Raw genomic sequence first — 22,677 nt, 5'->3', positions numbered from 1 at the left:
GCTCTGCTTAGCCCAGCACCACATTGGCCGCGCTCTCGGGCAGATCCTGGCCGAAGGCGCGCTGGTAGAACTCGGCAACCACCGAACGCTCCAGCTCATCGCACTTGTTGAGGAAGGTCAGCCGGAACGCCATGCCGACATCGCCGAAGATCTCGGCATTCTCGGCCCAGGTGATGACGGTACGCGGGCTCATCACCGTCGACAGGTCGCCATTGATGAAGGCCGAGCGCGTCATGTCGGCGACGCGCACCATCTTGTTGACGATGTCCTTGCCCTTGGTGTCGCGATAATGCTTGGCCTTGGCAAGCACGATGTTCACTTCATTGTCGTGCGGCAGATAGTTCAACGTGGTAACGATCGACCAGCGGTCCATCTGCGCCTGGTTGATCTGCTGGGTGCCGTGATAAAGGCCGGTGGTGTCGCCCAGACCAACCGTATTTGCGGTCGAAAACAGCCGGAACGCCGGATGCGGGCGGATGACCCGGCTCTGGTCGAGCAGCGTCAGGCGGCCGGACGATTCCAGCACGCGCTGGATGACGAACATCACGTCCGGACGGCCGGCGTCATACTCGTCGAAGCAAAGCGCGACATTGTGCTGGTAGGCCCAGGGCAGGATGCCGTCGCGAAATTCGGTGATCTGTAGGCCGTCCTTGACCACGATCGCGTCCTTGCCGACGAGATCGATACGGCTGACATGGCTGTCGAGATTGACACGCACGCAAGGCCAGTTGAGGCGGGCGGCGACCTGTTCGATATGGGTCGACTTGCCGGTGCCGTGATAGCCCGACACCATGACGCGGCGGTTGTAGGCAAAGCCGGCGAGGATCGCCAAGGTCGTCGCCTTGTCGAACAGATAGTCGGGATCGACATCGGGCACATGCTCGCTGGTGACCGAGTACGCTGGCACCACCATCTTGGACTCGAAGCCGAATTTCTCCTTCACCGACACCGTCGCGTCGGGCAGGTTGGCGATGTCGCGATCGACCTTGTTCATATCTCTCAACGTCTCCACGGGCGAAACGTCGCGTTTCGCCGGCAATCCATTTTGTTCGGGGGCGGTCTTAGAGCCTTTTCCAACCTTATGAAAGTTGGAAAACGACACGAACCATAGGGTCGCTCAGCACAGGCCCGCCTGTTTGAGCACGCGATAGGCCTGAAGCACATCGCGGAACCGGTCTTCCGAACCTCTGTCGCCGCCATTCGCATCCGGATGGTGACGCTTCACCAGTTCCTTATAGCGCGCCTTGATGTCCTTGCCAGTCGCCTTTGTATCAAGGCCAAGCGTTTCCAGCGCCTTGGCCTCAAGCGGCTTGGCCTTGCGCTCGCGCGCCTCGCGCGGATCCTTCGGTCCCTTGAACAGGTCGAATGGGTCGCGCATGCGGTTGTAATAGCCTGCGCGGCCGGAGCGCATCTGCGCCATGTCGGGCGAGGAACGCGTCGAGGCGCCGTTGACGCCCATTTTCCAGGTCGGCCGGTGGCCGGTCATCGCTTCCTTCTGGAAGCGCGCCACCTCGGTGTCCGGCACGCCGGAGAAGTAGTTGAAGCCCTTGTTGTACTCACGCACATGGTCGAAGCAGAAGCGGAAATACTCGCCCTCCTTCATGCGCCCGACCGGCGCGCGATGCGTCCCAGCCTCCTTGCAGCCATCCCACTGGCAGATCGGCGCGTGCGCCTTCACCTCCGCGTCCTTGTCGGGGCGGACGCGAATCTTCTCGAAATATTTGGGATACGGCTTCATCTCACCCATTTATGGGGCGTTCGCAGATGCGAAACAAGAATTGACATTTTCGCGATGATCGCCCTAACCGCTGAATCGCGGCTTAAAGCAGGCGGATGACCGATTTTGTTGCGCGCCAACGGACCGGCGAAACCTATTTCGGGTTTTCACGGCGGCGCGCCAACCATATGTGGTGAAGGGAGAAGACGATGTCCATACAGGCGACCATGGAAGACAAGCTCAACAAGGCATTTTCGCCCGAGCGGCTGGTCATCCTCAACGAAAGCCATCTCCACGCCGGCCATCATCATGTGGAATCCGGTCACCACGCTGAGTTCGATGGTACCGGCGAGACACATTTCCGTGTCCGCATCGTCTCGGCGAATTTCGTTGGCATGAGCCGCGTTGATCGCCACCGCGCCGTCAACGAACTGCTGGCCGACGAGTTGAAGGCGGGCGTTCACGCGCTGGCTATCGAGCCCGCGGCGCCCGGCGAACAGACCCGCTGGTAAGCCAAGTCTTCGAGCTGGCCCGTAGCGCGTCTCGCGCTGCTCAGATTATCGCTTCGATCAGGAATGGCCCGCGCCGCGACAAGGCGGCATCGAGCAGCGCGTCGAACCGCTCGCAGGTGTCGGCACGCGCCGCCTCCACACCCATGCCTTTGGCCAGCGAAACCCAGTCCAGCGCCGGATGGTCGAGGTCGAGCATGCGCCTGGCATTTTCGCCGATCGCGTTCACCCCGACATTGCGCATCTCGCCATGGAGGATCGCATAGGTGCGGTTGGAAAAGACGATCGTCACCACGTCGAGCCTTTCCCGCGCCTGCGTCCACAGGCCCTGCACCGTGTACATGCCGCTGCCGTCGGCCTCCAGATTGATCACCTTGCGGCCGGGACAGGCGATCGCCGCGCCTGTCGCCAGCGGAATGCCGCCGCCGATCGACCCGCCCGTGCCCATCATGTAGTCGTGCGGCGCGGCAAAGGCCGACAGCGCGAAGAAACGTCGCGCCGAGGTGACGGCCTCGTCGCAGACGATCGCGTCGCCCGGCAGCTTTTTGGCCACCGAGAGTGCAATGGCATCTTCCGTCAAGCTGCCGGTTGGCGTTGCTTCCTCGGGAAAGGCGCTTGCAACCAACGCCGGCTGCGATTGCCTGACGCCCAGTTCGTCGCCAAGCGCCTCCAGTGCCGCATGCAGATCCTGACCATGGGCGGCGAGCGTCAGCACCTGGCAATCGTCACGAACAAGCCTTCCCGGTTTTCCCGGATAGGCGAAGAAGGCGACCGGCTCCTTGCCGCCGACCAGCACAAGGACATCGATATCCCTGAGCGCTGCCGTCGCCGCGTCGACCGGATAGGGAATGCGCGTCGGCGCGACACGCCCGCGCCCGCGCTGCATACGCGCGATCAAAACCTCGCTGAACAGCCTGACATCGCAGGCCGCTGAAATCTGGCCGGCGATCTCGAGGGCATCGGCCCGCGCCGCCCGTCCCCGGACGATCATGCCGGCGCGCCCGGGAGCGGCACGGATCGCGGTAGCCACCGCTCGCACGGCGTCGATGCCGACGGCTGGCGGCGATGCGAGTTCCACCTTGCCGGGCGAAACCGCGTCGGCGTCGCCCCAGGCCGCGTCCGCCGGCAGGATCAGCGTGGTGACACCCGGCGGTGTCAGCGAGGCGCGAAAGGCCGCCTCCGTGGCCGGTTGGACATCGGCAGGTCCTCCGATGCGGCGCACCCACTTCGACATCGGCGCCGCCAGCCCCTCGATATCGCTGGTGAGCGGCGCGTCGAGCGGCAGATGGTAGGAGGCATGGTCGCCGACGATATTGATCATCGGGCTGAAGGCGCGCCTTGCATTGTGCATGTTGGCCAGCCCATTGGCGAGGCCCGGGCCGGTGTGCAGCAGCGTCGCGGCGGGACGATCGGTCATGCGCGCATAGCCGTCGGCCGCACCCGTCACCACCCCCTCGAACAGGCCGAGCACGCAGCGCATCGCCGGCTTGCGGTCGAGGGCCGCGACGAAATGCATTTCGGATGTGCCGGGATTGGCGAAGCAGACATTCACGTCATTGGCCAACAGCACGTCGCACAGAACATCGGCGCCATTCATGCGAATTTTCTCCCATTCACGAAGAGCAATTGCACCCGCGGATATCGGCACGGCAATATCCCGCCGCCGTTTTTGGCATGATCCAGCCACGGAATGGGCGAGCGACGGTCGGCAGGATCAGGCGACCGTCGATTTCAGGAACGCTGGCGCGGCGGCGTTCGGCGCATTGCCATCTCCGCCGAAATCGCGGTTGATGGACGGCCATTCGGGCCGGAGCGACGGAACAAACAATGCCTTCCCGCAGTTGAATATGCGAGCCCCATCAGAATGGCTCCGAAGGCAACGATCATGCGTGAGAACCAATCCGACGTCTTCCATCTCTTTTCGGAAATCTATGCGAACGCCGCCCAGGAAGAGATAAGTCTCCAGCAATATCTGCTCGCCTGCCGCGAGGACAAATCGATGTATGCCTCGGCGCCGGAACGAATGGTCGAGGCGATCGGCGAGCCAAACCTGGTCGACACCAGCAAGGACGAGCGGCTAGGCCGTATTTTCTCGAACCGGACCGTCAAGATATATCCCTCCTTCTCCGACTTTTACGGGATGGAGGATACGATCGAGCGCATCGCCGGCTATTTCCGCTATGCCTCCCAGGGCCTCGAGGAACGCAAGCAGATCCTCTACCTCCTGGGTCCGGTCGGCGGCGGCAAATCCTCCTTGGCCGAACGGTTGAAGAAATTGATGGAGGAGCGCCCGATCTACACGCTCAAGGTCGGCAACCAGATCAGTCCGGTTTTCGAATCGCCGCTTGGCCTGTTCCATCCCGATCGCATGAGCGATCTCCTGGAGGACAAATACGGGATAGCCCGGCGCCGCCTGAACGGACTTATCTCACCATGGGCGGCCAAGCGCCTCGACGAACTGTCCGGCGACATTTCCAAATTCAGCGTCGTCAAACTGATGCCGTCGCGGCTGCGCCAGATCGCCATCGCCAAGACCGAGCCTGGCGACGAGAACAACCAGGACGTCTCGGCCCTGGTTGGCAAGGTCGACATCAGGCAATTGGAAAATTTCAGCCAGTCCGACCCTGACGCCTATTCCTACAGCGGCGGGCTGAACCGAACGACGCAAGGCCTGCTCGAATTCGTCGAGATGTTCAAGGCGCCCATCAAGGTGCTGCATCCATTGCTGACGGCGACCCAGGAAGGCAGTTACAACGGCACCGAGAATTTTGGCGCCTTTCCCTACCAGGGCATCATCGTTGCCCATTCCAACGAATCCGAGTGGCAACAGTTCAAGAACAACAAGAACAATGAGGCGTTTCTCGATCGCATCCTCGTGGTCAAGGTGCCGTATTGCCTGCGCATCACCGAAGAGAGGCAGATCTACGAGAAGCTGCTGCGCGAGAGTGAATTGGCCGCCAGCCCTTGCGCGCCCGAGGTGTTGGACATCCTCAGCCGGTTCAGCGTCTCGACACGCCTTGCCGAGCACGACAATTCGCCGCTGCACACCAAAATGCGCGCCTATGACGGCGAGAACCTCAAGGAAGTCGACCCGAGGGCGAAGTCAGTCCAGGAATATCGCGACGCCGCCGGCGTCGACGAAGGCATGACCGGCGTCAGCACGCGCTTCGCCTTCAAGATCCTGTCGCAGACGTTCAACTACGATACCAACGAGGTCGCGGCGGACCCCGTGCATCTTATGTACATCCTGGAAGAAGCGATCAAACGGGAGCAGTTTCCGAAGGAGACGGAAGCCGCCTATCTCGAATTCATCAAGTCGGAACTGGCCGCCCGTTACGCCGAGTTCATCGGCCACGAGATCCAGAAGGCCTATCTGGAATCCTATAGCGAATATGGCCAGAACCTGTTCGACCGCTACATCGCCTATGCCGATGCCTGGATCGAGGACCAGGACTACAAGGACCCCGACACCGGCCAGATCCTCAACCGCGAGGTGTTGGACAACGAACTGTCGCAGGTCGAAAAGCCGGCAGGCATCGCCAATCCGAAGGACTTCCGCAACGAAGTGGTGAAGTTCACGCTGCGTGCCCGGGCACGCAACCATGGCCGCAACCCTTCATGGACGAGCTACGAGAAGCTGCGCGAGGTCATCGAAAAGCGCATGTTCGGCCAGGTCGAGGATCTCCTGCCGGTGATCAGCTTCGGCTCCAAGCAGGATAGCGTCACCGAAAAGCGGCACAATGAATTCGTCCAGCGGATGGTGGAGCGCGGCTATACGGAACGGCAGGTGCGCCGGCTGGTCGATTGGTACATGCGGGTGAACAAGGCGGGCTGAGAGCAAGTCCGAATGGTTGCATGCCGATCTTTATCGACCGCCGCTTGAATCCGAAGGACAAAAGCCTTGGCAACCGCCAGCGCTTTCTCAGGCGTGCCCGCGAGGAGCTCAAGCGCAGCATTCGCGACCAGATCCGCGCTGGGCGGATCGCCGACGTGGACGCGGAGCACGTCGTGCCGATGCCCGAAAGAGGCACTGGCGAGCCGACCTTCAACGACGCCAGGGACACCGGCCGGCGCCGGCACATCCTGCCGGGCAACAGGCAATTCTCCCAAGGCGACCTGATCCCCAAGCCCGGCCAGGGCGGAGGCATGGGCGGTTCGTCACCGGGAAAAACCGCGTCCGAGGACGACTTCCGTTTCGTGCTTTCGCGCGAGGAGGTGCTGGATCTCTTCTTCGAGGATCTCGAACTGCCCGACCTGGTCAAGCTCAACCTCAAGGAGATCCTTGCCTTCAAGCCGCGCCGGGCGGGTTTCGCCGCCACCGGTTCGCCAACCAACATCAATGTCGGCCGCACGATGCGCAACAGCCACGGCCGCCGCATTGCGCTCAGGCGCCCCAAGCAAGCGGCGGTCGACGCGATCATGCAGGAACTCGCCTTGCTGGAGGCCGCACCGCCTGATGCTCAAACGCGCGAGCGCGTCGTGGCGCTCAAAGAAGAGATCGAGCGGCTGGAGCGCCGGCGCCGGCGGATTGCCTTCGTCGACCCGGTCGACATCCGGTTCAACCGCTTCGACCAGCGCCCGGTGCCGAATGCGAAAGCGGTCATGTTCTGCCTGATGGATGTGTCGGGCTCGATGGGCGAGCGCGAGAAGGACCTGGCCAAGCGCTTCTTCGTGCTGCTGCACCTGTTCCTGAAGCGACGCTATGAACGCACCGAAATCGTCTTCATCCGCCACACGCACGAGGCGCAGGAGGTGGATGAGGAAACCTTCTTCTACTGCACGCAAAGCGGTGGCACCGTCGTTTCCACCGCGCTCGAGGAGATGCATCGCGTCATCGAGCAGCGTTACCCCGCGAGCGAGTGGAACATCTACGCCGCCCAGGCCTCGGACGGCGACAATTTCGCCACCGATTCCGAGCGCTGCATCGCCCTGCTGAACGGCAAGCTCATGCGCCTGTGCCAGTATTTCGCCTATGTCGAGATCATCGACGAACGCGAGAGTCACATCTTCGGCGCGACTGAAAACGGGACGTCGCTCTGGCGAGCCTACAGCGCCATCGAATCGAACTGGCCGAACTTCCAGATGAGCCGCATAGCCACGGCCGCCGATATCTATCCTGTCTTTCGTCAGCTCTTCGCCAAACAGCCCGCGCTCAGGAAGAGCGCCTGAGGGGAAACCATGGCCAGGACAGCCAGCAAACCGGGTTTGCTCTTTTCCGGATCCGACTGGGACTTCCAGAAATTGTCGCACGCCTACGACGCGATCGCGGCAATCGCCATCGAGGAACTCAAGCTGGACACCTATCCGGTGCAGATGGAAATCATTTCCTCGCAACAGATGCTCGACGCCTATTCATCGGTCGGCATGCCGCTGATGTACCGTCATTGGTCGTTCGGCAAGCATTTCCTGTACCAGGATTTTCTCTATCGCAAGGGTGGACGGGGCCTGGCTTACGAACTGGTCATCAACTCCAATCCCTGCATCGTCTATCTGATGGAGGAAAACACCATGGCCTTGCAGGCCCTGGTGACGGCGCATGCCGCGCTCGGACACAATCATTTCTTCAAGAACAATCATCTGTTCCGGCAGTGGACCGACGCCGGGGGAATTCTGAGCTATCTGGAGTTCGCCAAGGGCTACATTGCCCGATGCGAGGAGCGGCACGGACTGTCGGCCGTGGAAAGCATTCTCGACTGCGCCCACGCGCTGATGGAACAAGGCGTGTTCCGATATCACAGGCCGCCAAAGCTGTCGTCGGAGCGGCAGCGTGAAGGGCTGCGCGAGCGCCTGGAATATGAAGAACGCTCCTACAACGACTTGTGGCGCACGCTGCCTCCCTCGCAGGACAGCAGCAAGACCGAGAAGAAGGACGAAGGCTTGGCGGAGCGGAAGAAATCGCTCAACCTGCCCGAGGAAAATCTGCTCTATTTCCTCGAGAAGAACAGCCTTGTCCTGGAGCCCTGGCAGCGCGAGATCATCCGCATCGTGCGTATCGTCGCGCAGTATTTCTATCCGCAACGGCAAACGCAGGTGATGAATGAAGGCTGCGCCACCTTCGTGCACTACACCCTCATGAACGCATTGTTCGACCGCGGCCAGATCAACGAGGGCGCCATGCTCGAGGTCCTGCGCAACCATTCCAATGTGATCTTCCAGCCGGCCTTCGACGACCCCCGGTTCTCCGGTATCAACCCATACGCGCTCGGCCTCGACATGATGCAGGACATACAGCGCATTTCGACCGCGCCGACGGCGGAGGACCGCGACTGGTTTCCCGACATCGCGGGCCGCGGTGACTGGCGCGATGTGCTCCTGGACGCCTGGGCCAACCACCGCGACGAATCCTTCATCCGCCAGCACCTCAGCCCAGCCCTGATACGGAAATGGCGAATGTTTGTCCTCGCCGATCAGGCCGACGACGCCCATTACGAGGTGGCCTCGATCCACAATGAGCGCGGCTACCAAAAGATACGTGCCGCGCTGGCCCAGAGCTACGACATCGGCGCGAGCCGGCCGGATATCCAGGTGGTGGATGTCGACCTGCTCGGTAACCGGCATTTGCGGCTGCAGCACAAGGTGAAGGAGGGCGTACTGCTCGACAGTGGCAGCCGCGACGCGACCCTGCGCCATGTCCGAAGCCTCTGGGGCTATGAGGTCAGCCTCACTTCGGTCGACGCCGAAACCGGTGCGACGCTCAGCGAACGGTCAAGCAATGACTGTTGAATTTCCGCCCGGCCGCATCGGCGGTGCCAGGCACAACGAGTGGAACACGCCACGGACAGCCGGTGCGCTCAACCGACCGTCGATTTCAGGAACGCCAGCGCGGCAGCGGTCAGCGCGTCGCCGTCCTCGCCGAAATCGCGGTTGATCGACATGTGCGTATAGGCACTGCCGTCGAACAGCGTCACCTCGGTTCCGCTGGCGCGCAGGCGCTGGGCAAAGGCCGTGGACTGCTCGCCGCGACCGTCGGCGCGGGAATACGCGATGAAGGTCGGCGGATGCTTGCGGCCGTCGACATAGCTCGCCGGTGACAGTGCCGCCCACTGCGAAGGATCGGAAAAGACACGCGAATAGGCCCTTACCATGCCGCCACTTCCGGCAAGGGCGGCGAGATCGTAGGCCCTTGTATCGTCGAGAAGCAGGCCAGCGACGCCGGGCAATCCGCCGCGCATGCCGGTCAGGGCAACCAGATGGCAGCCGGCCGAATGCCCCATGCCGACGATGCGGTCGGGATCGCCGCCATATTGGGCGACGTTGGTCCTGACATAGGCATAGGCCCTCTCCACGTCGCCCGCCTGGATGGCGACATCAGCCTGCGGCAGCATGCGGTAGTCGATGGAGACGAAGCAGAAGCCGTTGGCAAGCAGGAAGGCCGGCTTGGCGTTCACCTGGCTGCGTTTGCCGGTCCGCCAGGCGCCGCCATGGACGAAGAAGACCACTGGCAGGTCTTTCGCGCCATCGGGCGCGTAGATATCGAGCTTGGCCGGACCGTAGTCGACAGTTTCGGCGGATGGCATGTCTCGCGCTATCGTGCCGGTTGGCAACAAGGCAGCCACCGAGGCCAGGAGCAAGGTTCGCCGATCGATCGTCATCGGCGAAGAATGCATCCCGGCGGGCGGAAGTTCCAGCGAGGATTGGCAAGGCAACGGCTCGATAGCGATTCCAGGAGAAATGCGCAGCGGTTTTCCGTCCGGAATTTCGTAAGCACAAAGAGTTAGAGCGGCTCGGCGATCCTACCAACACTGAAACGCTTTAACTGTCGCCGGCCGGCCGGATCCTGACCCTGGCAATCCGGTTCTTGTCGCGTTTCATGACGACGAAGCGCTTGCCGTGGAAGGTAAAAGCCTGCTTCTCCTCGGGGATCGATTGCGCCTCGTGGATGACGAGGCCGGCGATGGTCGTCGCCTCTTCGTCCGGCAGGTTCCAGTCGAGCGCCCGGTTGAGGTCGCGGATCGGCACCGTGCCTTCGACGACGACGGAGCCGTCCGCCTCCTGCTTGACGCCCTGGATGTCAACATCGTGCTCGTCCGCGATCTCGCCGACGATCTCCTCGATAATGTCCTCCAGCGTCACCAGCCCTTCGACCTCCCCATATTCGTCGACGACGACGGCAAAATGCGTCTTGCGGCGCAGGAAGGCGTTGAGCTGTTCCTGCAAGGTCGTGGTGTCGGGCACGAACCACGGTTTTGACGCGATCTTCATCACGTCGATCCGCGAGAAATCATTGCCGACTTCGTTCAGCGCGCGCAGCAGATCCTTGGCGTGCAGCACGCCGACAATATTGTCGAGTGAACCTTTCCAGAGCGGCATGCGGGTGTGCGGACTCTGCAGGATCTCGCGCACCACCGCTTCCGGCGCATTGTCGGCATTGACCGAGCGCATATTCGTGCGGTGGACCATGACGTCGGAAACTTCGAGCTCTTCGAGGTCGAACAGGCCGCCGATGCGGTCGCGATCCTCACGCACCACCTGGCCGTCGCGGCGGAAATCGTCGACCGCGCCGCGCAACTCGTCCTGGCTCGACCGCTGCGGCTCGATGCGCGACAGTTCATAGCCGAACATGGCAAGCAGGCGGGTGCGCACGGCAACGATCAGGACGACGAGGATGGCAAGAACGGCGAAGACGACCCAGCCAGTGTCCATCTCAGCCGGCTTTCCCGTTGCCTGGATGGTTTTCCCTGAGGAACGCCAGCACTTCCGAGGCCGGCACATCCTTGGCGATGAAGGCCTCGCCGATGCCGCGTGTCAGAATGAAGGTCAGCGCGCCGCGCGACACTTTCTTGTCCTGCGTGATGAATGAAAGCAGCGCATCCGCATCGGGCAAGTCGCCCGGAATGTCGGCCATCCGCCACGGCAGCCCGACGGCACGCAGATGCGCCTCGACGCGGGCCGCGTCGTCGGGGCTGGCGAGATTGAGCCGAGAGGAGAACCGGTACGCCAGCGCCATGCCGATGGCGACCCCCTCGCCATGGACGAGCCGCGTCCCGTCATACTGCGTGGCGGCTTCGAGCGCGTGCCCGAACGTATGGCCGAGGTTGAGCAGAGCGCGGTCGCCGGTCTCGAACTCGTCGCGGGCAACGACATCGGCCTTGGCACGGCAGGCTTCGGCAATGGCCTCGACCCGCTCCGGTCCGCCGGCGAACACCTTTTCCCAATTCGTTTCCAGCCAGGCGAAGAAATCCGGCCGGTCGATCAGCCCGTATTTGGCAAGCTCGGCATAGCCGGCGCGAAATTCGCGGATCGGCAGCGTGTCGAGCACTTCGGTATCGGCCAGCACCAGCTTGGGCTGGAGGAAGACGCCGACGAGGTTCTTGCCGCGCGGGCTGTTGATGCCGGTCTTGCCGCCGACCGAGGAATCGACCTGCGCCAGAAGCGATGTCGGAACCTGCACGAAATTCATGCCACGCCGCACGATCCCGGCGGCAAAACCGGTGAGATCGCCGATGACGCCGCCGCCAAGCGCGATGACGACGTCGCCGCGCTCCAGCCTGGCGGCCAGGACGCCGTCGACAACCGCCTCGAGATGGGCAAAGCTCTTGGTTTTTTCGCCGGGCGGCATCGTGATGATCGCGGGCTGGATGCCACTCTTCTCGAGCCCGGCCCTCAGCGTATCGAGATGCGCGGCGGCGACGTTCTCGTCGGTCACCACAGCGGCGCGCGTGCCCGGCAGCCGGCGCGAAATCTCAACGCCGGCGCGCGACAGCAGGCCGGAGCCGATCAATATGTCGTAGGCGCGGTCGCCCAGACCGACTGTGACTGTGACTGGCTGATCCGCGCTCATGATTCGACCTCGCCCGTCGCGGCTATCGCATCGATGCCGAAATGCCGGCAGAGCGCCTCGATCACCTCGGCCGCGATGACCTCCTTGCGATCGTCGCGGGTCGGCACGGTGACGTCAGAGGTGGCATAGACCGGATAGCGTTCCGCCATCAGCCGCTCCAGCACGGCGCGGGGATCGGCGCTTTTCAAGAGCGGCCGGTTCTGCTTCTTGGAAACGCGGTCCATCAGAAGGTCGAGCTCGGCCTTCAGCCAAACCGAGACGCCATGGGCGGCGATGGCCTCGCGCGTCTGCGCGTTCATGAAGGCACCGCCGCCGGTCGACAGAACCTGCGGGCCGTTTTCCAGCACGCGCAGGATGACACGCTGTTCCAGGGCCCTGAACTCGGTTTCGCCATAGCGCTCGAACAGCTCCGGAACCGTCATCCGCGACACGCTTTCGATCTCCTGGTCGCTGTCGATGAAGGGCAGCGAAAGCATGGTCGCCACCTTGCGGCCGATCGCCGTCTTGCCGGCGCCCATCAGCCCGACAAAGACGATGGACCGGCTGCCCAGCCGGCCAAGCAGCGCGGCATGGGTCTCGCCTGGGGAATTTGCCTGTAGCGCGTTCATCGGCTGCTTCTTTGGGCCTCTTTGCCGGCGTATCGACATGAAAAGCCGGTTTGCGTCAAGCGTGCCAAGTGCGATGGGCCGATATGGACAGAGCGACGCTTGCATCGGAAGTTGCTAACAGGGGTCCGCTTCTTCCTTGAATTGGCCGGATTGGCGTCCCATAAGGGCACAGGGTTTGGAAACGCAGAACAAGAAGACGGGCGAGAACTGAATGCCGACACTGTTTCGCTTTGTCGTGACCCTCGCGATTCTGGCCGGCATTGCCTATGGTACGATGTTCGCGCTGGTGATGTTCGTCGAGCCGAAAAAAGCCGAGATGAGCGTGCGTATTCCGCCGGAAAAGCTCAATCCGAAGAAAAACTGAACCCCAAGAAGACCGACTCGGAACCGCCTCAAGGACATGAACAGCGCCGCTCGCATCGAGGCCTTCCTGGAAATGATGAGCGCCGAGCGGGGAGCGGCGGAGAACACGCTTTCCTCCTATCGCCGCGATCTCGAGGATGCTTCCGGCGGGATCGGTGGCGGACTTGCCCGCGCCGGCGCCGCCGACATCAGGGCCTATCTCGACGATATCGCCGCGCGCGGCTTCGCGCCGACCTCGCAGGCGCGCAAACTGTCGGCGATCCGCCAGTTCTTCAAGTTCCTCTACGCCGAGGGCCTGCGCGCGGATGACCCCACCGGCACGCTGGACAGCCCGAAAAAAGGCCGTCCGCTGCCCAAGACGATGAGCGAGGCCGAAACCGGCCGGCTGATCGATCGCGCCGCGCAGGAAGCCGGCGATGACCGGCTCGGTCACGCCGACAGGCTGGCGGCCTTGCGCCTGCATGCGCTGGTCGAAGTGCTCTACGCCACCGGACTGCGCGTTTCCGAGCTGGTCGGCCTGCCGGTGACAGTGGCGCAGCGCGACGATCGTTTCTTCATGGTACGCGGCAAGGGCGACAAGGAACGCATGGTGCCGCTGTCGGCCAAGGCGCGTGCGGCGATGCGGAGCTGGCTTGACGCCCGGGCCAAGCTGCCCGCTTTCGCCAACAGCCCGTTCCTGTTTCCGGCGGCATCCGACAGCGGCTATCTCTCGCGCCAGGTCTTTGCCCGTGACCTGAAAGGATTGGCCGCGCGCGCCGGCATCGCCTCGGCCAAGATCTCGCCGCACGTGCTGCGCCATGCTTTCGCCAGCCATCTCCTGCAGAACGGCGCCGACCTGAGAGCCGTTCAGCAACTGCTTGGCCATGCCGACATATCGACGACACAGATTTACACCCATGTGCTGGAAGAGCGGCTGGTGCGGCTGGTCAACGATCATCATCCGCTTGCCGACTAGGCCTCATATCGCTATGTGAGGACGACATTTCACCGCCCGGAGCCTTGGTTTCAACGGTTCCGCGGTCATTGCCTTCCGACGTATCGGTCCGCCCACGCATGTACAATTACCTCGATTTCGAAAAGCCGGTGCAGGATCTTGAGCTCAAGATCCTCGAGCTCAAGAAGCTTGCCGAGAACGGCGAGGCGGTCGATGTCGCCGATGAGATCACCAGGCTCGAGAAGCGCTCGCGCGACGCGCTGCGCGAACTCTACAAGGCGCTGACGCCGTGGCAGAAGGTGCAGGTGGCGCGCCACTCCGACCGGCCGCACTGCATCGACTACATCAAGGGCCTGTTCAGCGACTTCACGCCACTCGCCGGCGACCGCAATTTCGGCGAGGACCAGGCGATCGTCGGCGGCTTTGCCCGTTTCCGCGGCGAGCCCATCGCGATTCTCGGCCAGGAAAAGGGTTCGGACACGGCGAGCCGCCTGAAGCACAATTTCGGTTCGGTGCGCCCCGAAGGCTATCGCAAGGCGGTGCGGCTGATGGAACTGGCCGACCGTTTCAAGATCCCGCTTTTGACACTGGTCGACACGGCCGGCGCCTATCCCGGCGTTGGCGCCGAGGAGCGCGGCCAGGCCGAAGCCATTGCCCGATCGACCTCGGCCTGCCTTGGCCTGAAAGTACCGTCCATCTCGGTGGTTATCGGCGAAGGCGGTTCGGGCGGCGCCATCGCGATTGCCACCGCCAACCGCGTCTACATGCTCGAACACGCCATCTATTCGGTGATTTCGCCCGAGGGTGCCGCCTCCATCCTGTGGCGCGACACGACGCGCTCCAAGGACGCGGCGACCAACATGAAGATCACCGCGCAGGATCTTTTGGAACTGAAGGTCATCGACGCCATCATCCCCGAGCCGATGGGCGGCGCGCAGCGCGCGCCCGAAACGGTGATTGCCGCGACCGGCGATCTCATCGCCAAGACGATGAAGGAATTCGCCGGCGCCAACATCGATTTCCGCGAACAGCGCCGCGAGAAATATCTGGCGATGGGCCGCAGCCTCTGACGCCGCTTGGGCGGCGGAACAGGGCTGACGGAAGCTGTCTGTCCACCCCAAATGTGGCGGCGATGAGCAGTTTCGCCACAAAAATGCCGCCCCATTCGGTTCAATGAAATCACCGCGGGAGATTGGCCGAGCCTTGCGGTAAGGAATTTTCAAGGTTAACGGGCTTACGGTCCGTCAGTGTTCAGCATGCGGGTGTGGCCGTTTCGAAGCCATTGGCCCGAAAGAAAAGACATAGCCTTATCCATGTTTGCCAAGCTTGCTCGTACTGGAGTTCTTGCCGCCTCGATTGCCGTCGCGGGCTGTAATGATTCGTCGATGAAGGACTTTGCCCCGGAAGCCAACAAGCCGCTGCCCGACAAGATCCTTGCCGATATGAGAGCCAAGGGCATGGTCCGCACCTCTTCGGTAATGGCGCGCATCTTCAAGGAAGAAGGCAAGCTCGAGATCTGGAAGGCCAAGACCAACGGTCGCTACGACATGGTGGCGAGCTACGACATCTGCAAATGGTCGGGCAAGCTCGGGCCGAAATACACCGAAGGCGACCGCCAGGCGCCGGAAGGTTTTTACACGGTTCGCCCGTCGCAGATGAATCCGCGCTCGAATTACCATCTGTCGTTCAACATCGGCTTTCCCAACGCTTATGATCGTGCCAATGGCCGCACCGGCCAGAACCTGATGGTCCATGGCGCCTGCTCTTCATCGGGGTGCTATTCGATGACCGACGCCCAGATCGAGCAGATCTACGCCTTCGGCCGCGACGCCTTCCAGGGTGGCCAGACCGAGTTCCAGATCCAGGCTTTTCCGTTCCGCATGACAGCCGCCAACATGGCGCGCTACCGCAACGACCCGAATTACGAATTCTGGAAGATGCTCAAGGTCGGCTACGACAATTTCGAGGTCACCAAGGTGCCACCGAAAGTCGACGTCTGCGAGAAGCGCTACGTCTTCAACCAGGTCGCTCCCGATGGGCAGACCTTCAATCCGACCGGCCCCTGCCCGGCGACCACGCAGCCGGATTCGCTTAAGAGCGCCTACAACGCCTATCAAAGCACCTATGACGCGGCCTTCAACAGCGCGCTCAAGGCCAGCGTGCCGCCACCCAAGCCGACGATTGCCGGCATCAAGGAAGCCAGCATCGTCTCCGACTGGTCCAAGCGCCGGGCACGTGGCGAGCGCGTGCCGATCGATCCGCCGTCGCTCAACACCGACGGTTCGGTCACCGAGACGGCGCGCATGGGCCGCATCGATTCGCCTGCCGGTCGCAAGATGGCCGCGCTCGAGGCCGAAAAGGCCGCCAAGGAGAAGGCCGAGCGAGAGCGGGTGGCGGCCATAGAAGCGGCAAAAGCGGCGAAGGAAGCCGCCAAAGCGCAAGCGTTGGCCGAAAAGGAAGCTGCCAAGGCGCAAGCCGTGGCTGCGAAGGAAGCGGCCAAGGCCGCCAAGGAAGCTCCGGTTGCCACCGCGACCATCGCGGCTCCGGCGGAGACCGCGCCGGCAGCCGAGACGCAGGCTGCGAGCGCCGACGAAAGCCGGGTTACGAAGCTGAAGAACAAGCTGCTCGGCATGTTCGGCGGCTGAGGTTTTCGCCTTGGCCGAACTGATAGCTATCTACGACCTCAAGGGGCTGAACTGCCCTTTGCCAGTCCTCAAGGCGAAAAAGCGCCTGGCCGGGATGCAGCCCGGCAGCAGGCTCTGGCTCGAAACCACCGACCCTCTGGCTGTTATCGATATTCCTGCCTTCTGCGCCGACAGTGGACATCAGTTGATCGAGACGGCGGCGATGTCCGGTGGCCATCGCTTTCTGGTCGAACGCGGCGAATACCAATCGTAGGAGGCTAACGTCCGGCGATCGCCAGCGGATTGTTTTCCAGCGCCGCGCGGTCGGGCGTGTCGACCGACGGCCGGTTGATGAAGGCGGCGAACAGCCGGCGCACATAGTCTTCCGGCATGTCGAGCGTAATCAGCACAAGCCGCGTGCCGCGCTGGCTGTCCGGCCAGGACGGCAATCGCACCGGCGGATGCAGGATCTTCTGGACGCCATGCACGACCAAGGGCCGCGACGGATCCTCCTGCAATTCGATGACGCCCTTCATCCGCAGCAGGTGCTCGCCATGTGTGGAACGCAGGAGATCGAGGAACATCTCGATGGCTGAAAACGGCACCGGGCCGTCATGCACCAGCGAATGGGTTTTTACGCGCTGATCGTGGCGATGGGCATGGTCATGCCCTTCATGGTCATGGTCATGATGGTCATGGTGGTGGTGATCATGCGTGGCCTCTTCGCCGAGCCAGCGCCGCACGTCGGCGGACTTGGTCGCAGGATTGTAGAGACCGCAGTCGAACAATGCGGCCACCCCGGTTTTCGCCTCCCCGGCATCGAGCAGTCGAGCCCCGGGATTGATCTGCCGCAAGCGCGCGCGCAGCGTGTCGAGGTCGCCGTGATCGGTGGCCAGATCGGCCTTGGAGATGACGATGCGGTCGGCCACGGCGACCTGCTTGACCGCCTCGACATGCGCATCGAGCGTAGCATTGCCGTTGACCGCATCCACCAGGGTGATGACGCCGTCGAGCCGAAAGGCCTGGACCAGCGCCGGATGGGCCATGATCGACTGCAGCACCGGCGCCGGGTCGGCCAATCCCGTGGTCTCGACGATGACGCGGCCAAGCCGGGCGATACGGCCGGTCTGCAGCCGGTCGACCAGGTCGGCCAGCGTGTCGACAAGTTCGCCGCGCACCGTGCAGCACAGACAGCCGTCGGAAAGCTGGATGATGCCGTCGGAGGCCTGCTCGACCAGCAGGTGGTCGATCGCTACCTCACCGAGCTCGTTGATGATGACCGCGGTGTCGACGAGCGCCGGATCCTTCAGGAGCCGGTTGAGCAATGTCGTCTTGCCGGCGCCGAGAAAGCCGGTTAGCACCGAGACTGGGATCGGGAAACCGCTCATCTGGTTCTGCCTTCTAATTTGGGCATGATCTCTCGCGAAAGCCGGATTTCACTTTTTGGATCGTGCTCTAATTCGCGACCTTGGCCGGCTGGTCGCCTTGGGCGGCGGCACCCACGACTTTCGGGCCCGTGCCGGCGGGGACCGGCTTGTCGGGCCGCCAGGTCGGGATTGGCACGTCGGCATATTCCTGCGCGCCCTCGTCAAGGATCGCCTTCGGCGCCGGACCCGTGGCGCCGCCAAGGCCGACGGCAACCAGTGTCGGCACATGGTCGAGCTTCTCCCGATAGGGCGATTTAGGCTGGTCCTTGGCGGCGGCCGGCGGCGGCGCCTCGGACTGCTCCGCCTTCCTCTTCTTCTTGCAGACTTCGTCATGCATGTCGTTGGGCGAGATCAGATCACCGTAGGGAGCGAGCGTGGTGACGGTGGTGGACCCGGCGGCAGGTGCGTCAAAGCCCTGATCGAGCAATTTGGCCGCGGCTTCGGCGCGGCTGACCGCCGACTTCTCGCCAAGCACGACCGCCACCAGCGTACGTCCGTTGCGGGTCGCCGACCCGATCATGTTGAAGCCCGACGGGCAGACAAAGCCGGTCTTCATGCCGTCGGCGCCGGGATACCGGCCGATCAGGAGATTGTAGTTCGGAATGGCCCTATTGCCGACCGCGAGCCCCTCGATCGAGAACCACGGCGCATATTGCGGGAACTCGCGGCGGATCGCCATCACCAGGATCGAAAGGTCGCGTGCCGTCGTGTACTGGTCGGGCGAGTAAAGGCCGTTCGGGTTGACGAAATGGGTGCCGTTCATGCCGAGCCTAGCCGCCTCGGCATTCATCCTTTCAGCGAAGGCGGCCTGCGAGCCGCCGACATTCTCGCCGACCGCCATGGCGATGTCGTTGGCCGACTTGACCAGCATCATCTTCAGCGCATTGTCGAGCCGCATCACCGAGCCGGGCTTGAAACCCATCTTGCTTGGCGGTTCGCCGGCGGAATGTTTGGTCACTTTGATCGGCGAATCGAGCTGGACTTCTCCGGCCGCGATCGCCCGGAAGGTCACATAGGCGGTCATCAGCTTGCTGAGCGAGGCCGGATACCAGCGCTTGAAGGCATCCTGGTGCTGCAGGATCTGGCCGCTCTTCAGGTCGAAGACCACCACCGGATTGGCCAGCGCTGGCCCAGCCAGGACGGACAGCATGATTGCGCCAGCCGGGAATAGTTTGAGGAAATGCCTGTACCGCATGATCGAATCCGAAATCGCCTCTTGCCCTGATTGCCCCTGGCTCCGTAAGATTTCATTACGTGACCGCCAGCATAAGGATCCGACCCTCAAAAACCGGACCGCATTATTGCGGTGCTATTTACCCTATGTGACGCCAACATGGCAAAGCGCCTGACAATCACAATTGCAAGGCACCCCGCACCCAATTGCAAACCACCAGGCTGAAGCCGGCTGCACCAACAACGAAATGGAACCATCATGCCGATCCTCAACCGCGCCGCCGAAATGCAGGACGAAGTCGCCGGCTGGCGACGGCATTTGCACCAGACGCCAGAACTGAACTTCGATGTCTTCAAGACGGCGGCCTTCGTCACCGAAAAGCTGAAAGAGTTCGGCTGCGACGATGTGGTGACCGGCCTCGGCAAGACGGGCGTCGTCGGCATCATTCGCGGCCGTCAGGGGGAAGGCCCCACAATCGGGTTGCGCGCCGACATGGATGCACTGCCGCTCAAGGAGATCACCGGCAAGCCCTACGCCTCGACCGTTCCGGGCAAGATGCATGCCTGCGGCCATGACGGCCACACCGCGATGCTGCTCGGCGCGGCGAAATATCTCGCCGAGACGCGCAACTTCACGGGCTCCGTGGCGGTGATTTTCCAGCCGGCGGAAGAAGGCGGCGGCGGCGGCAACGAGATGGTCAAGGACGGCATGATGGAGCGTTTCGACATCGCTAAAGTGTTCGGCATGCACAACATGCCCGGCCTGCCGGTCGGCCAGTTCGCCATCCGTCCGGGCCCGATCATGGCGGCGACGGCCGAATTCACCATCACCGTGAAAGGCCGGGGCGGCCATGCGGCGATGCCGCACGGCACGATTGATCCGATCGTCATCACCAGCCAGTTGGTCGGCGCCTTGCAGACGATCGCCTCGCGCAGCACCGATCCGGTCGAGGCGGTGGTGGTGTCGGTGACCAAGTTCCACGCCGGCGACGCCTACAACATCATCCCGGAATCGGCCGAGATCGCCGGCACCGTGCGCACGCTGAAGAAGGAAGTGGCCAGGAAGTCGGAAGAGCGGATCCGCGCCATCTGCGCGGGACTTGCCACCGCCTACGGCGCGACGATCGAGGTCGACTACGACGCGAACTACCCGGTGACTTTCAATCATGCGGATGAGACGGTCTTCGCCAGCGATGTGGCCGCCGACGTGGCGGGCGATGCCCAGGTGCACCGCGAGATCCAGCCGGTGATGGGCGGCGAGGATTTCTCCTACATGCTGGAAGCCCGGCCTGGAGCCTTCATCTTCATCGGCAATGGCGAGACCGCCGGTCTCCACAATCCGGCCTACGACTTCAACGACGAAGCCATCCCGCACGGCATGAGCTATTGGGTGAAACTGGCGGAGACGGCGCTAGCCGCCTGAGGCCGGTCTTATAAAGCGCCGGCCGAATTGCGTTCGGCCGGCCCTCTTGGCGAAACGATCCGAAGCGGCTATGTGTCGGGCCGCGTGGTCCCGTAGCTCAGTAGGATAGAGCGGCAGATTCCTAATCTGTAGGTCACAGGTTCGATTCCTGTCGGGATCACCATGCTTTCAATTTTACGATGGCTACGTGCAGTAAGCTGCCCGGTTGGCGACCCGCTTTCTACACGTCACTTGCCGACATAGGCGGCCAATTCATCGGGCGTCCCCATCGGGAATGCCTGCTTGAGGTAGTCGAGGAACGCGGACACCCGAGCGCTTAGCAGCCGCCTGGACGGGTAGAGCGCCCACAAGGTGATGTCGCCTCCCTCGACATCACCCCAATGGATCAGCGAGCCGTCAGCTATGTCGTGGCTGACAAGCGACACGGGGAGGCGGCCCGCACCGACCCCCGCTCGCACCGCACCCCGGACCATGATCAACGATGACAGGGTCAGAACTGGCTGGATCGCGATAGTTGCCCGGCCAGTGGGCGTCTTCACGGCCCAGATCGGTCGATCGCCGGCCGTGCGCACGACCGCGGGAGCGGGGTGGTGCCCGGGCGGCCGCGCGAGGTCAGGGCTTGCCACGACCACCAGCCGATCGCGCAGGAAGACTCGTCCGACGAGGCTGTCATCCGGATCGGGATTGACCCTGATCACCAGATCAAATCCCTCCTCGATCATGTCGACGGAGCGGTCTTCCGTCGACACATCGAGCCTCACTTCCGGATACTTCAGGGCGAACCCGGCGGCGATCTTTCCCATCGCGGTCTGCGAAAAAACCAGTGGCGCGCTGATCCGCAACCTGCCTCGCGGCCTTTCACCTCCCGAGGAGATCGCTGCGGCTGTCTCGTCGAGTTCGGTAAGCAGCCGGCCCGCACGTTCGTATAGCGCGCGCCCTTCCTCCGTCAGCTTGAGCATGCGTGCGCCGCGTTCGAACAGGCGCAGACCAAGGCTGGCCTCAAGCTCCGCGACCCGACGCGACAGCGTCGCCTTAGGGCGAGCGGCAGCGCGGGCGGCACGCCCGAAGCCGCCGTGGCGCGCCACGATGACGAAATCAGCGAGAGCAAGCAGATCCATGTGTTCCACCAGTGATACGCTGCGTTCAAATATCACACCTATTGGCCCATGTGTGAACCACTCATATTGGGGTCGTCAAGCAACCCAACTCGGAGAAACAATCATGACTATCCTCGTTACCGGCGCCACTGGCCGTGTCGGCCGCCAAGTCGTCCAGCAGCTCGTCAAGCGCGGCGCCGATGTGCGCGTCCTCGTTCGTGACATCTCGAAGGCTGACTTTCCGGCCGTTGTAGGGGTCGTGCAAGGCGAACTGCTCGATATCGACTCGCTGCGCAAAGCGTTTGCTGGCGTCAACACACTGTTCCTGCTCAACGCGGTGTCGGGGGACGAATTCACCCAGGCGCTCATCACCCTGAACATTGCCCGCGAGTCAGGCGTCGAGCGGGTTGTCTACCTGTCGGTGATCCACAGCGATCGTTTCGTCAACGTGCCGCATTTCGCCGTGAAGTCCGGCGCGGAGCGGATGATCGAACAGATGGGCTTCAGCGCCACTATCCTGCGCCCGGCCTACTTCATCGACAATGAACTCATGATCAAGGATGTCATCTTCAACCATGGGATCTATCCGATGCCGATCGGAGCCAAGGGCATCGCCATGGTCGACGCCCGCGACATTGCCGAGGTCGCAGCCGTCGAGCTGGTCCGTCGTGACCAGGCCCCGGGCAAGCTGCCGATCGAAATCATCAATCTGGTCGGCCCCGATACGCTGACTGGCTCAGATGTAGCGGCGATCTGGTCGGATGTCCTGGGCCGCCCGATTGCCTATGGCGGCGATGATCCTACCGGGTTCGAGCAGAATCTGGCGAACATCATGCCCAAGTGGATGGCCTATGAAATGCGCCTGATGGCCGAGCGCTATGTCGCCGACGGCATGCTTCCTGGGGCCGGCGACGTCGAGCGTTTGACAGGGATCCTGGGCCGCCCGCTGCACTCCTATCGCAACTTCGCGACTGAGCTTGCAGCATCGGTCTGAGGCCAACCGCATTCGCACTCAGCCTCA

Annotated in this window: 21 protein-coding genes and 1 tRNA gene; 12 read left to right on the top strand and 10 right to left on the bottom strand. The window is 62.8% G+C overall.

Annotation, left to right across the window (positions count from 1 at the left end; genetic code table 11):
• Positions 1 to 7: 7 nt before the first annotated feature.
• Together cobS and FJ943_RS05705 are read right to left on the bottom strand one after the other, a co-directional pair.
• A complete protein-coding gene (cobS, locus tag FJ943_RS05710; RefSeq protein WP_140616804.1) occupies positions 8 to 994 on the bottom strand; it encodes a cobaltochelatase subunit CobS in 987 nt (328 codons plus the stop codon).
• A gap of 123 nt (positions 995 to 1,117) precedes the next feature.
• Positions 1,118 to 1,747, bottom strand: a complete 630-nt coding sequence (locus FJ943_RS05705; RefSeq protein WP_032922426.1) for a J domain-containing protein — start codon at positions 1,745 to 1,747, stop codon at positions 1,118 to 1,120.
• Between the two features lie 179 nt (positions 1,748 to 1,926).
• Here FJ943_RS05705 and FJ943_RS05700 point away from each other — a divergent pair, with 179 nt between their 5' ends.
• Positions 1,927 to 2,229, top strand: coding sequence for a BolA family protein (locus FJ943_RS05700; RefSeq protein WP_140712832.1), 303 nt, complete (start codon positions 1,927 to 1,929; stop codon positions 2,227 to 2,229).
• Between the two features lie 40 nt (positions 2,230 to 2,269).
• On the opposite strand, the gene FJ943_RS05695 is transcribed toward FJ943_RS05700, so the two are convergent.
• Complete coding sequence (locus FJ943_RS05695; protein WP_140720202.1) at positions 2,270 to 3,823, bottom strand: acetolactate synthase large subunit; 1,554 nt, start codon at positions 3,821 to 3,823, stop codon at positions 2,270 to 2,272.
• A gap of 288 nt (positions 3,824 to 4,111) precedes the next feature.
• Between FJ943_RS05695 and FJ943_RS05690 the strand changes: the two genes are divergently transcribed.
• Genes FJ943_RS05690 through FJ943_RS05680 form a run of 3 tightly spaced genes read left to right on the top strand, consistent with a single transcriptional unit; the run spans position 4,112 to position 8,949 of the window.
• Entirely contained in the window at positions 4,112 to 6,061 is a 1,950-nt protein-coding gene (locus FJ943_RS05690) for a PrkA family serine protein kinase (RefSeq protein WP_140720200.1), read from the top strand.
• Positions 6,062 to 6,081: 20 nt separating this feature from the next.
• Complete coding sequence (locus FJ943_RS05685) at positions 6,082 to 7,395, top strand: YeaH/YhbH family protein (protein ID WP_015315501.1); 1,314 nt, start codon at positions 6,082 to 6,084, stop codon at positions 7,393 to 7,395.
• A 9-nt stretch (positions 7,396 to 7,404) separates the two neighbouring features.
• Positions 7,405 to 8,949: a SpoVR family protein gene (locus tag FJ943_RS05680; protein ID WP_140720198.1), complete on the top strand. Its 1,545-nt coding sequence runs from the start codon at positions 7,405 to 7,407 to the stop codon at positions 8,947 to 8,949.
• 68 nt (positions 8,950 to 9,017) lie between these two features.
• Here FJ943_RS05680 and FJ943_RS05675 read toward each other — a convergent pair whose 3' ends face one another.
• The 4 genes from FJ943_RS05675 to FJ943_RS05660 form a co-directional block, all read right to left on the bottom strand.
• Positions 9,018 to 9,833 (bottom strand): alpha/beta hydrolase, encoded by an 816-nt coding sequence (locus tag FJ943_RS05675; RefSeq protein WP_181174494.1) that lies wholly within the window; start codon positions 9,831 to 9,833, stop codon positions 9,018 to 9,020.
• A 145-nt stretch (positions 9,834 to 9,978) separates the two neighbouring features.
• Complete coding sequence (locus FJ943_RS05670) at positions 9,979 to 10,869, bottom strand: HlyC/CorC family transporter (protein ID WP_140720195.1); 891 nt, start codon at positions 10,867 to 10,869, stop codon at positions 9,979 to 9,981.
• 1 nt (position 10,870) lies between these two features.
• Positions 10,871 to 12,007 carry a 3-dehydroquinate synthase gene (aroB, locus tag FJ943_RS05665; RefSeq protein ID WP_140662880.1) on the bottom strand — a complete coding sequence of 379 codons (1,137 nt, stop codon included), beginning with the start codon at positions 12,005 to 12,007 and terminating at the stop codon, positions 10,871 to 10,873.
• A complete protein-coding gene (locus FJ943_RS05660; protein WP_140720193.1) occupies positions 12,004 to 12,615 on the bottom strand; it encodes a shikimate kinase in 612 nt (203 codons plus the stop codon). The genes aroB and FJ943_RS05660 overlap by 4 nt, the downstream gene beginning before the upstream one ends.
• Positions 12,616 to 12,826: 211 nt before the next feature.
• Between FJ943_RS05660 and FJ943_RS05655 the strand changes: the two genes are divergently transcribed.
• From FJ943_RS05655 to FJ943_RS05635, 5 genes are all read left to right on the top strand, one after another.
• Entirely contained in the window at positions 12,827 to 12,979 is a 153-nt protein-coding gene (locus FJ943_RS05655; RefSeq protein ID WP_015315495.1) for a hypothetical protein, read from the top strand.
• A 36-nt stretch (positions 12,980 to 13,015) separates the two neighbouring features.
• Positions 13,016 to 13,933: a site-specific tyrosine recombinase XerD gene (locus tag FJ943_RS05650; RefSeq protein WP_140720191.1), complete on the top strand. Its 918-nt coding sequence runs from the start codon at positions 13,016 to 13,018 to the stop codon at positions 13,931 to 13,933.
• Between the two features lie 98 nt (positions 13,934 to 14,031).
• Positions 14,032 to 14,982 carry an acetyl-CoA carboxylase carboxyltransferase subunit alpha gene (locus tag FJ943_RS05645; RefSeq protein WP_140616795.1) on the top strand — a complete coding sequence of 317 codons (951 nt, stop codon included), beginning with the start codon at positions 14,032 to 14,034 and terminating at the stop codon, positions 14,980 to 14,982.
• A 243-nt stretch (positions 14,983 to 15,225) separates the two neighbouring features.
• Positions 15,226 to 16,557, top strand: a complete 1,332-nt coding sequence (locus FJ943_RS05640) for a murein L,D-transpeptidase family protein (RefSeq protein WP_140720189.1) — start codon at positions 15,226 to 15,228, stop codon at positions 16,555 to 16,557.
• A gap of 10 nt (positions 16,558 to 16,567) precedes the next feature.
• A complete protein-coding gene (locus tag FJ943_RS05635) occupies positions 16,568 to 16,810 on the top strand; it encodes a sulfurtransferase TusA family protein (protein ID WP_015315491.1) in 243 nt (80 codons plus the stop codon).
• A gap of 4 nt (positions 16,811 to 16,814) precedes the next feature.
• On the opposite strand, the gene FJ943_RS05630 is transcribed toward FJ943_RS05635, so the two are convergent.
• Together FJ943_RS05630 and FJ943_RS05625 are read right to left on the bottom strand one after the other, a co-directional pair.
• Positions 16,815 to 17,924, bottom strand: a complete 1,110-nt coding sequence (locus FJ943_RS05630) for a GTP-binding protein (protein WP_140720188.1) — start codon at positions 17,922 to 17,924, stop codon at positions 16,815 to 16,817.
• A 67-nt stretch (positions 17,925 to 17,991) separates the two neighbouring features.
• Entirely contained in the window at positions 17,992 to 19,158 is a 1,167-nt protein-coding gene (locus tag FJ943_RS05625) for a D-alanyl-D-alanine carboxypeptidase family protein (protein ID WP_015315489.1), read from the bottom strand.
• 237 nt (positions 19,159 to 19,395) lie between these two features.
• On the opposite strand from FJ943_RS05625, the gene FJ943_RS05620 reads away from it, so the two are divergent.
• Both FJ943_RS05620 and FJ943_RS05615 read left to right on the top strand, forming a co-directional pair.
• Positions 19,396 to 20,559, top strand: coding sequence for a M20 aminoacylase family protein (locus FJ943_RS05620; protein ID WP_015315488.1), 1,164 nt, complete (start codon positions 19,396 to 19,398; stop codon positions 20,557 to 20,559).
• Between the two features lie 86 nt (positions 20,560 to 20,645).
• A tRNA-Arg gene (locus tag FJ943_RS05615) sits at positions 20,646 to 20,722 on the top strand.
• Between the two features lie 64 nt (positions 20,723 to 20,786).
• On the opposite strand, the gene FJ943_RS05610 is transcribed toward FJ943_RS05615, so the two are convergent.
• Positions 20,787 to 21,677 (bottom strand): LysR family transcriptional regulator, encoded by an 891-nt coding sequence (locus FJ943_RS05610; protein WP_140720186.1) that lies wholly within the window; start codon positions 21,675 to 21,677, stop codon positions 20,787 to 20,789.
• Between the two features lie 103 nt (positions 21,678 to 21,780).
• On the opposite strand from FJ943_RS05610, the gene FJ943_RS05605 reads away from it, so the two are divergent.
• Positions 21,781 to 22,650 (top strand): NmrA family NAD(P)-binding protein, encoded by an 870-nt coding sequence (locus FJ943_RS05605; protein ID WP_140720390.1) that lies wholly within the window; start codon positions 21,781 to 21,783, stop codon positions 22,648 to 22,650.
• Positions 22,651 to 22,677 lie beyond the last annotated feature (27 nt).

Origin of the sequence: Mesorhizobium sp. B2-3-10 (assembly GCF_006442275.1) — a bacterium.
GTDB classification, from domain to species: domain Bacteria; phylum Pseudomonadota; class Alphaproteobacteria; order Rhizobiales; family Rhizobiaceae; genus Mesorhizobium; species Mesorhizobium australicum.
This window is presented reverse-complemented; position numbering and strand designations above follow the sequence as displayed.

Excerpts from the sequence above, each read along its gene's own strand:
- FJ943_RS05625 (WP_015315489.1), bottom strand. The coding sequence starts at position 19,158 with ATGCGGTACAGGCATTTCCTCAAACTATTCCCGGCTGGCGCAATCATG.
- FJ943_RS05705 (WP_032922426.1), bottom strand. The coding sequence starts at position 1,747 with ATGGGTGAGATGAAGCCGTATCCCAAATATTTCGAGAAGATTCGCGTC.
- FJ943_RS05620 (WP_015315488.1), top strand. The coding sequence starts at position 19,396 with ATGCCGATCCTCAACCGCGCCGCCGAAATGCAGGACGAAGTCGCCGGC.
- FJ943_RS05685 (WP_015315501.1), top strand. The coding sequence starts at position 6,082 with ATGCCGATCTTTATCGACCGCCGCTTGAATCCGAAGGACAAAAGCCTT.
- FJ943_RS05630 (WP_140720188.1), bottom strand. The coding sequence starts at position 17,924 with ATGAGCGGTTTCCCGATCCCAGTCTCGGTGCTAACCGGCTTTCTCGGC.
- FJ943_RS05610 (WP_140720186.1), bottom strand. The coding sequence starts at position 21,677 with ATGGATCTGCTTGCTCTCGCTGATTTCGTCATCGTGGCGCGCCACGGC.
- cobS (WP_140616804.1), bottom strand. The coding sequence starts at position 994 with ATGAACAAGGTCGATCGCGACATCGCCAACCTGCCCGACGCGACGGTG.
- FJ943_RS05660 (WP_140720193.1), bottom strand. The coding sequence starts at position 12,615 with ATGAACGCGCTACAGGCAAATTCCCCAGGCGAGACCCATGCCGCGCTG.
- aroB (WP_140662880.1), bottom strand. The coding sequence starts at position 12,007 with ATGAGCGCGGATCAGCCAGTCACAGTCACAGTCGGTCTGGGCGACCGC.
- FJ943_RS05640 (WP_140720189.1), top strand. The coding sequence starts at position 15,226 with ATGTTTGCCAAGCTTGCTCGTACTGGAGTTCTTGCCGCCTCGATTGCC.
- FJ943_RS05690 (WP_140720200.1), top strand. The coding sequence starts at position 4,112 with ATGCGTGAGAACCAATCCGACGTCTTCCATCTCTTTTCGGAAATCTAT.
- FJ943_RS05650 (WP_140720191.1), top strand. The coding sequence starts at position 13,016 with ATGAACAGCGCCGCTCGCATCGAGGCCTTCCTGGAAATGATGAGCGCC.
- FJ943_RS05605 (WP_140720390.1), top strand. The coding sequence starts at position 21,781 with ATGACTATCCTCGTTACCGGCGCCACTGGCCGTGTCGGCCGCCAAGTC.
- FJ943_RS05680 (WP_140720198.1), top strand. The coding sequence starts at position 7,405 with ATGGCCAGGACAGCCAGCAAACCGGGTTTGCTCTTTTCCGGATCCGAC.
- FJ943_RS05645 (WP_140616795.1), top strand. The coding sequence starts at position 14,032 with ATGTACAATTACCTCGATTTCGAAAAGCCGGTGCAGGATCTTGAGCTC.
- FJ943_RS05670 (WP_140720195.1), bottom strand. The coding sequence starts at position 10,869 with ATGGACACTGGCTGGGTCGTCTTCGCCGTTCTTGCCATCCTCGTCGTC.
- FJ943_RS05695 (WP_140720202.1), bottom strand. The coding sequence starts at position 3,823 with ATGAATGGCGCCGATGTTCTGTGCGACGTGCTGTTGGCCAATGACGTG.
- FJ943_RS05700 (WP_140712832.1), top strand. The coding sequence starts at position 1,927 with ATGTCCATACAGGCGACCATGGAAGACAAGCTCAACAAGGCATTTTCG.
- FJ943_RS05655 (WP_015315495.1), top strand. The coding sequence starts at position 12,827 with ATGCCGACACTGTTTCGCTTTGTCGTGACCCTCGCGATTCTGGCCGGC.
- FJ943_RS05675 (WP_181174494.1), bottom strand. The coding sequence starts at position 9,833 with ATGCATTCTTCGCCGATGACGATCGATCGGCGAACCTTGCTCCTGGCC.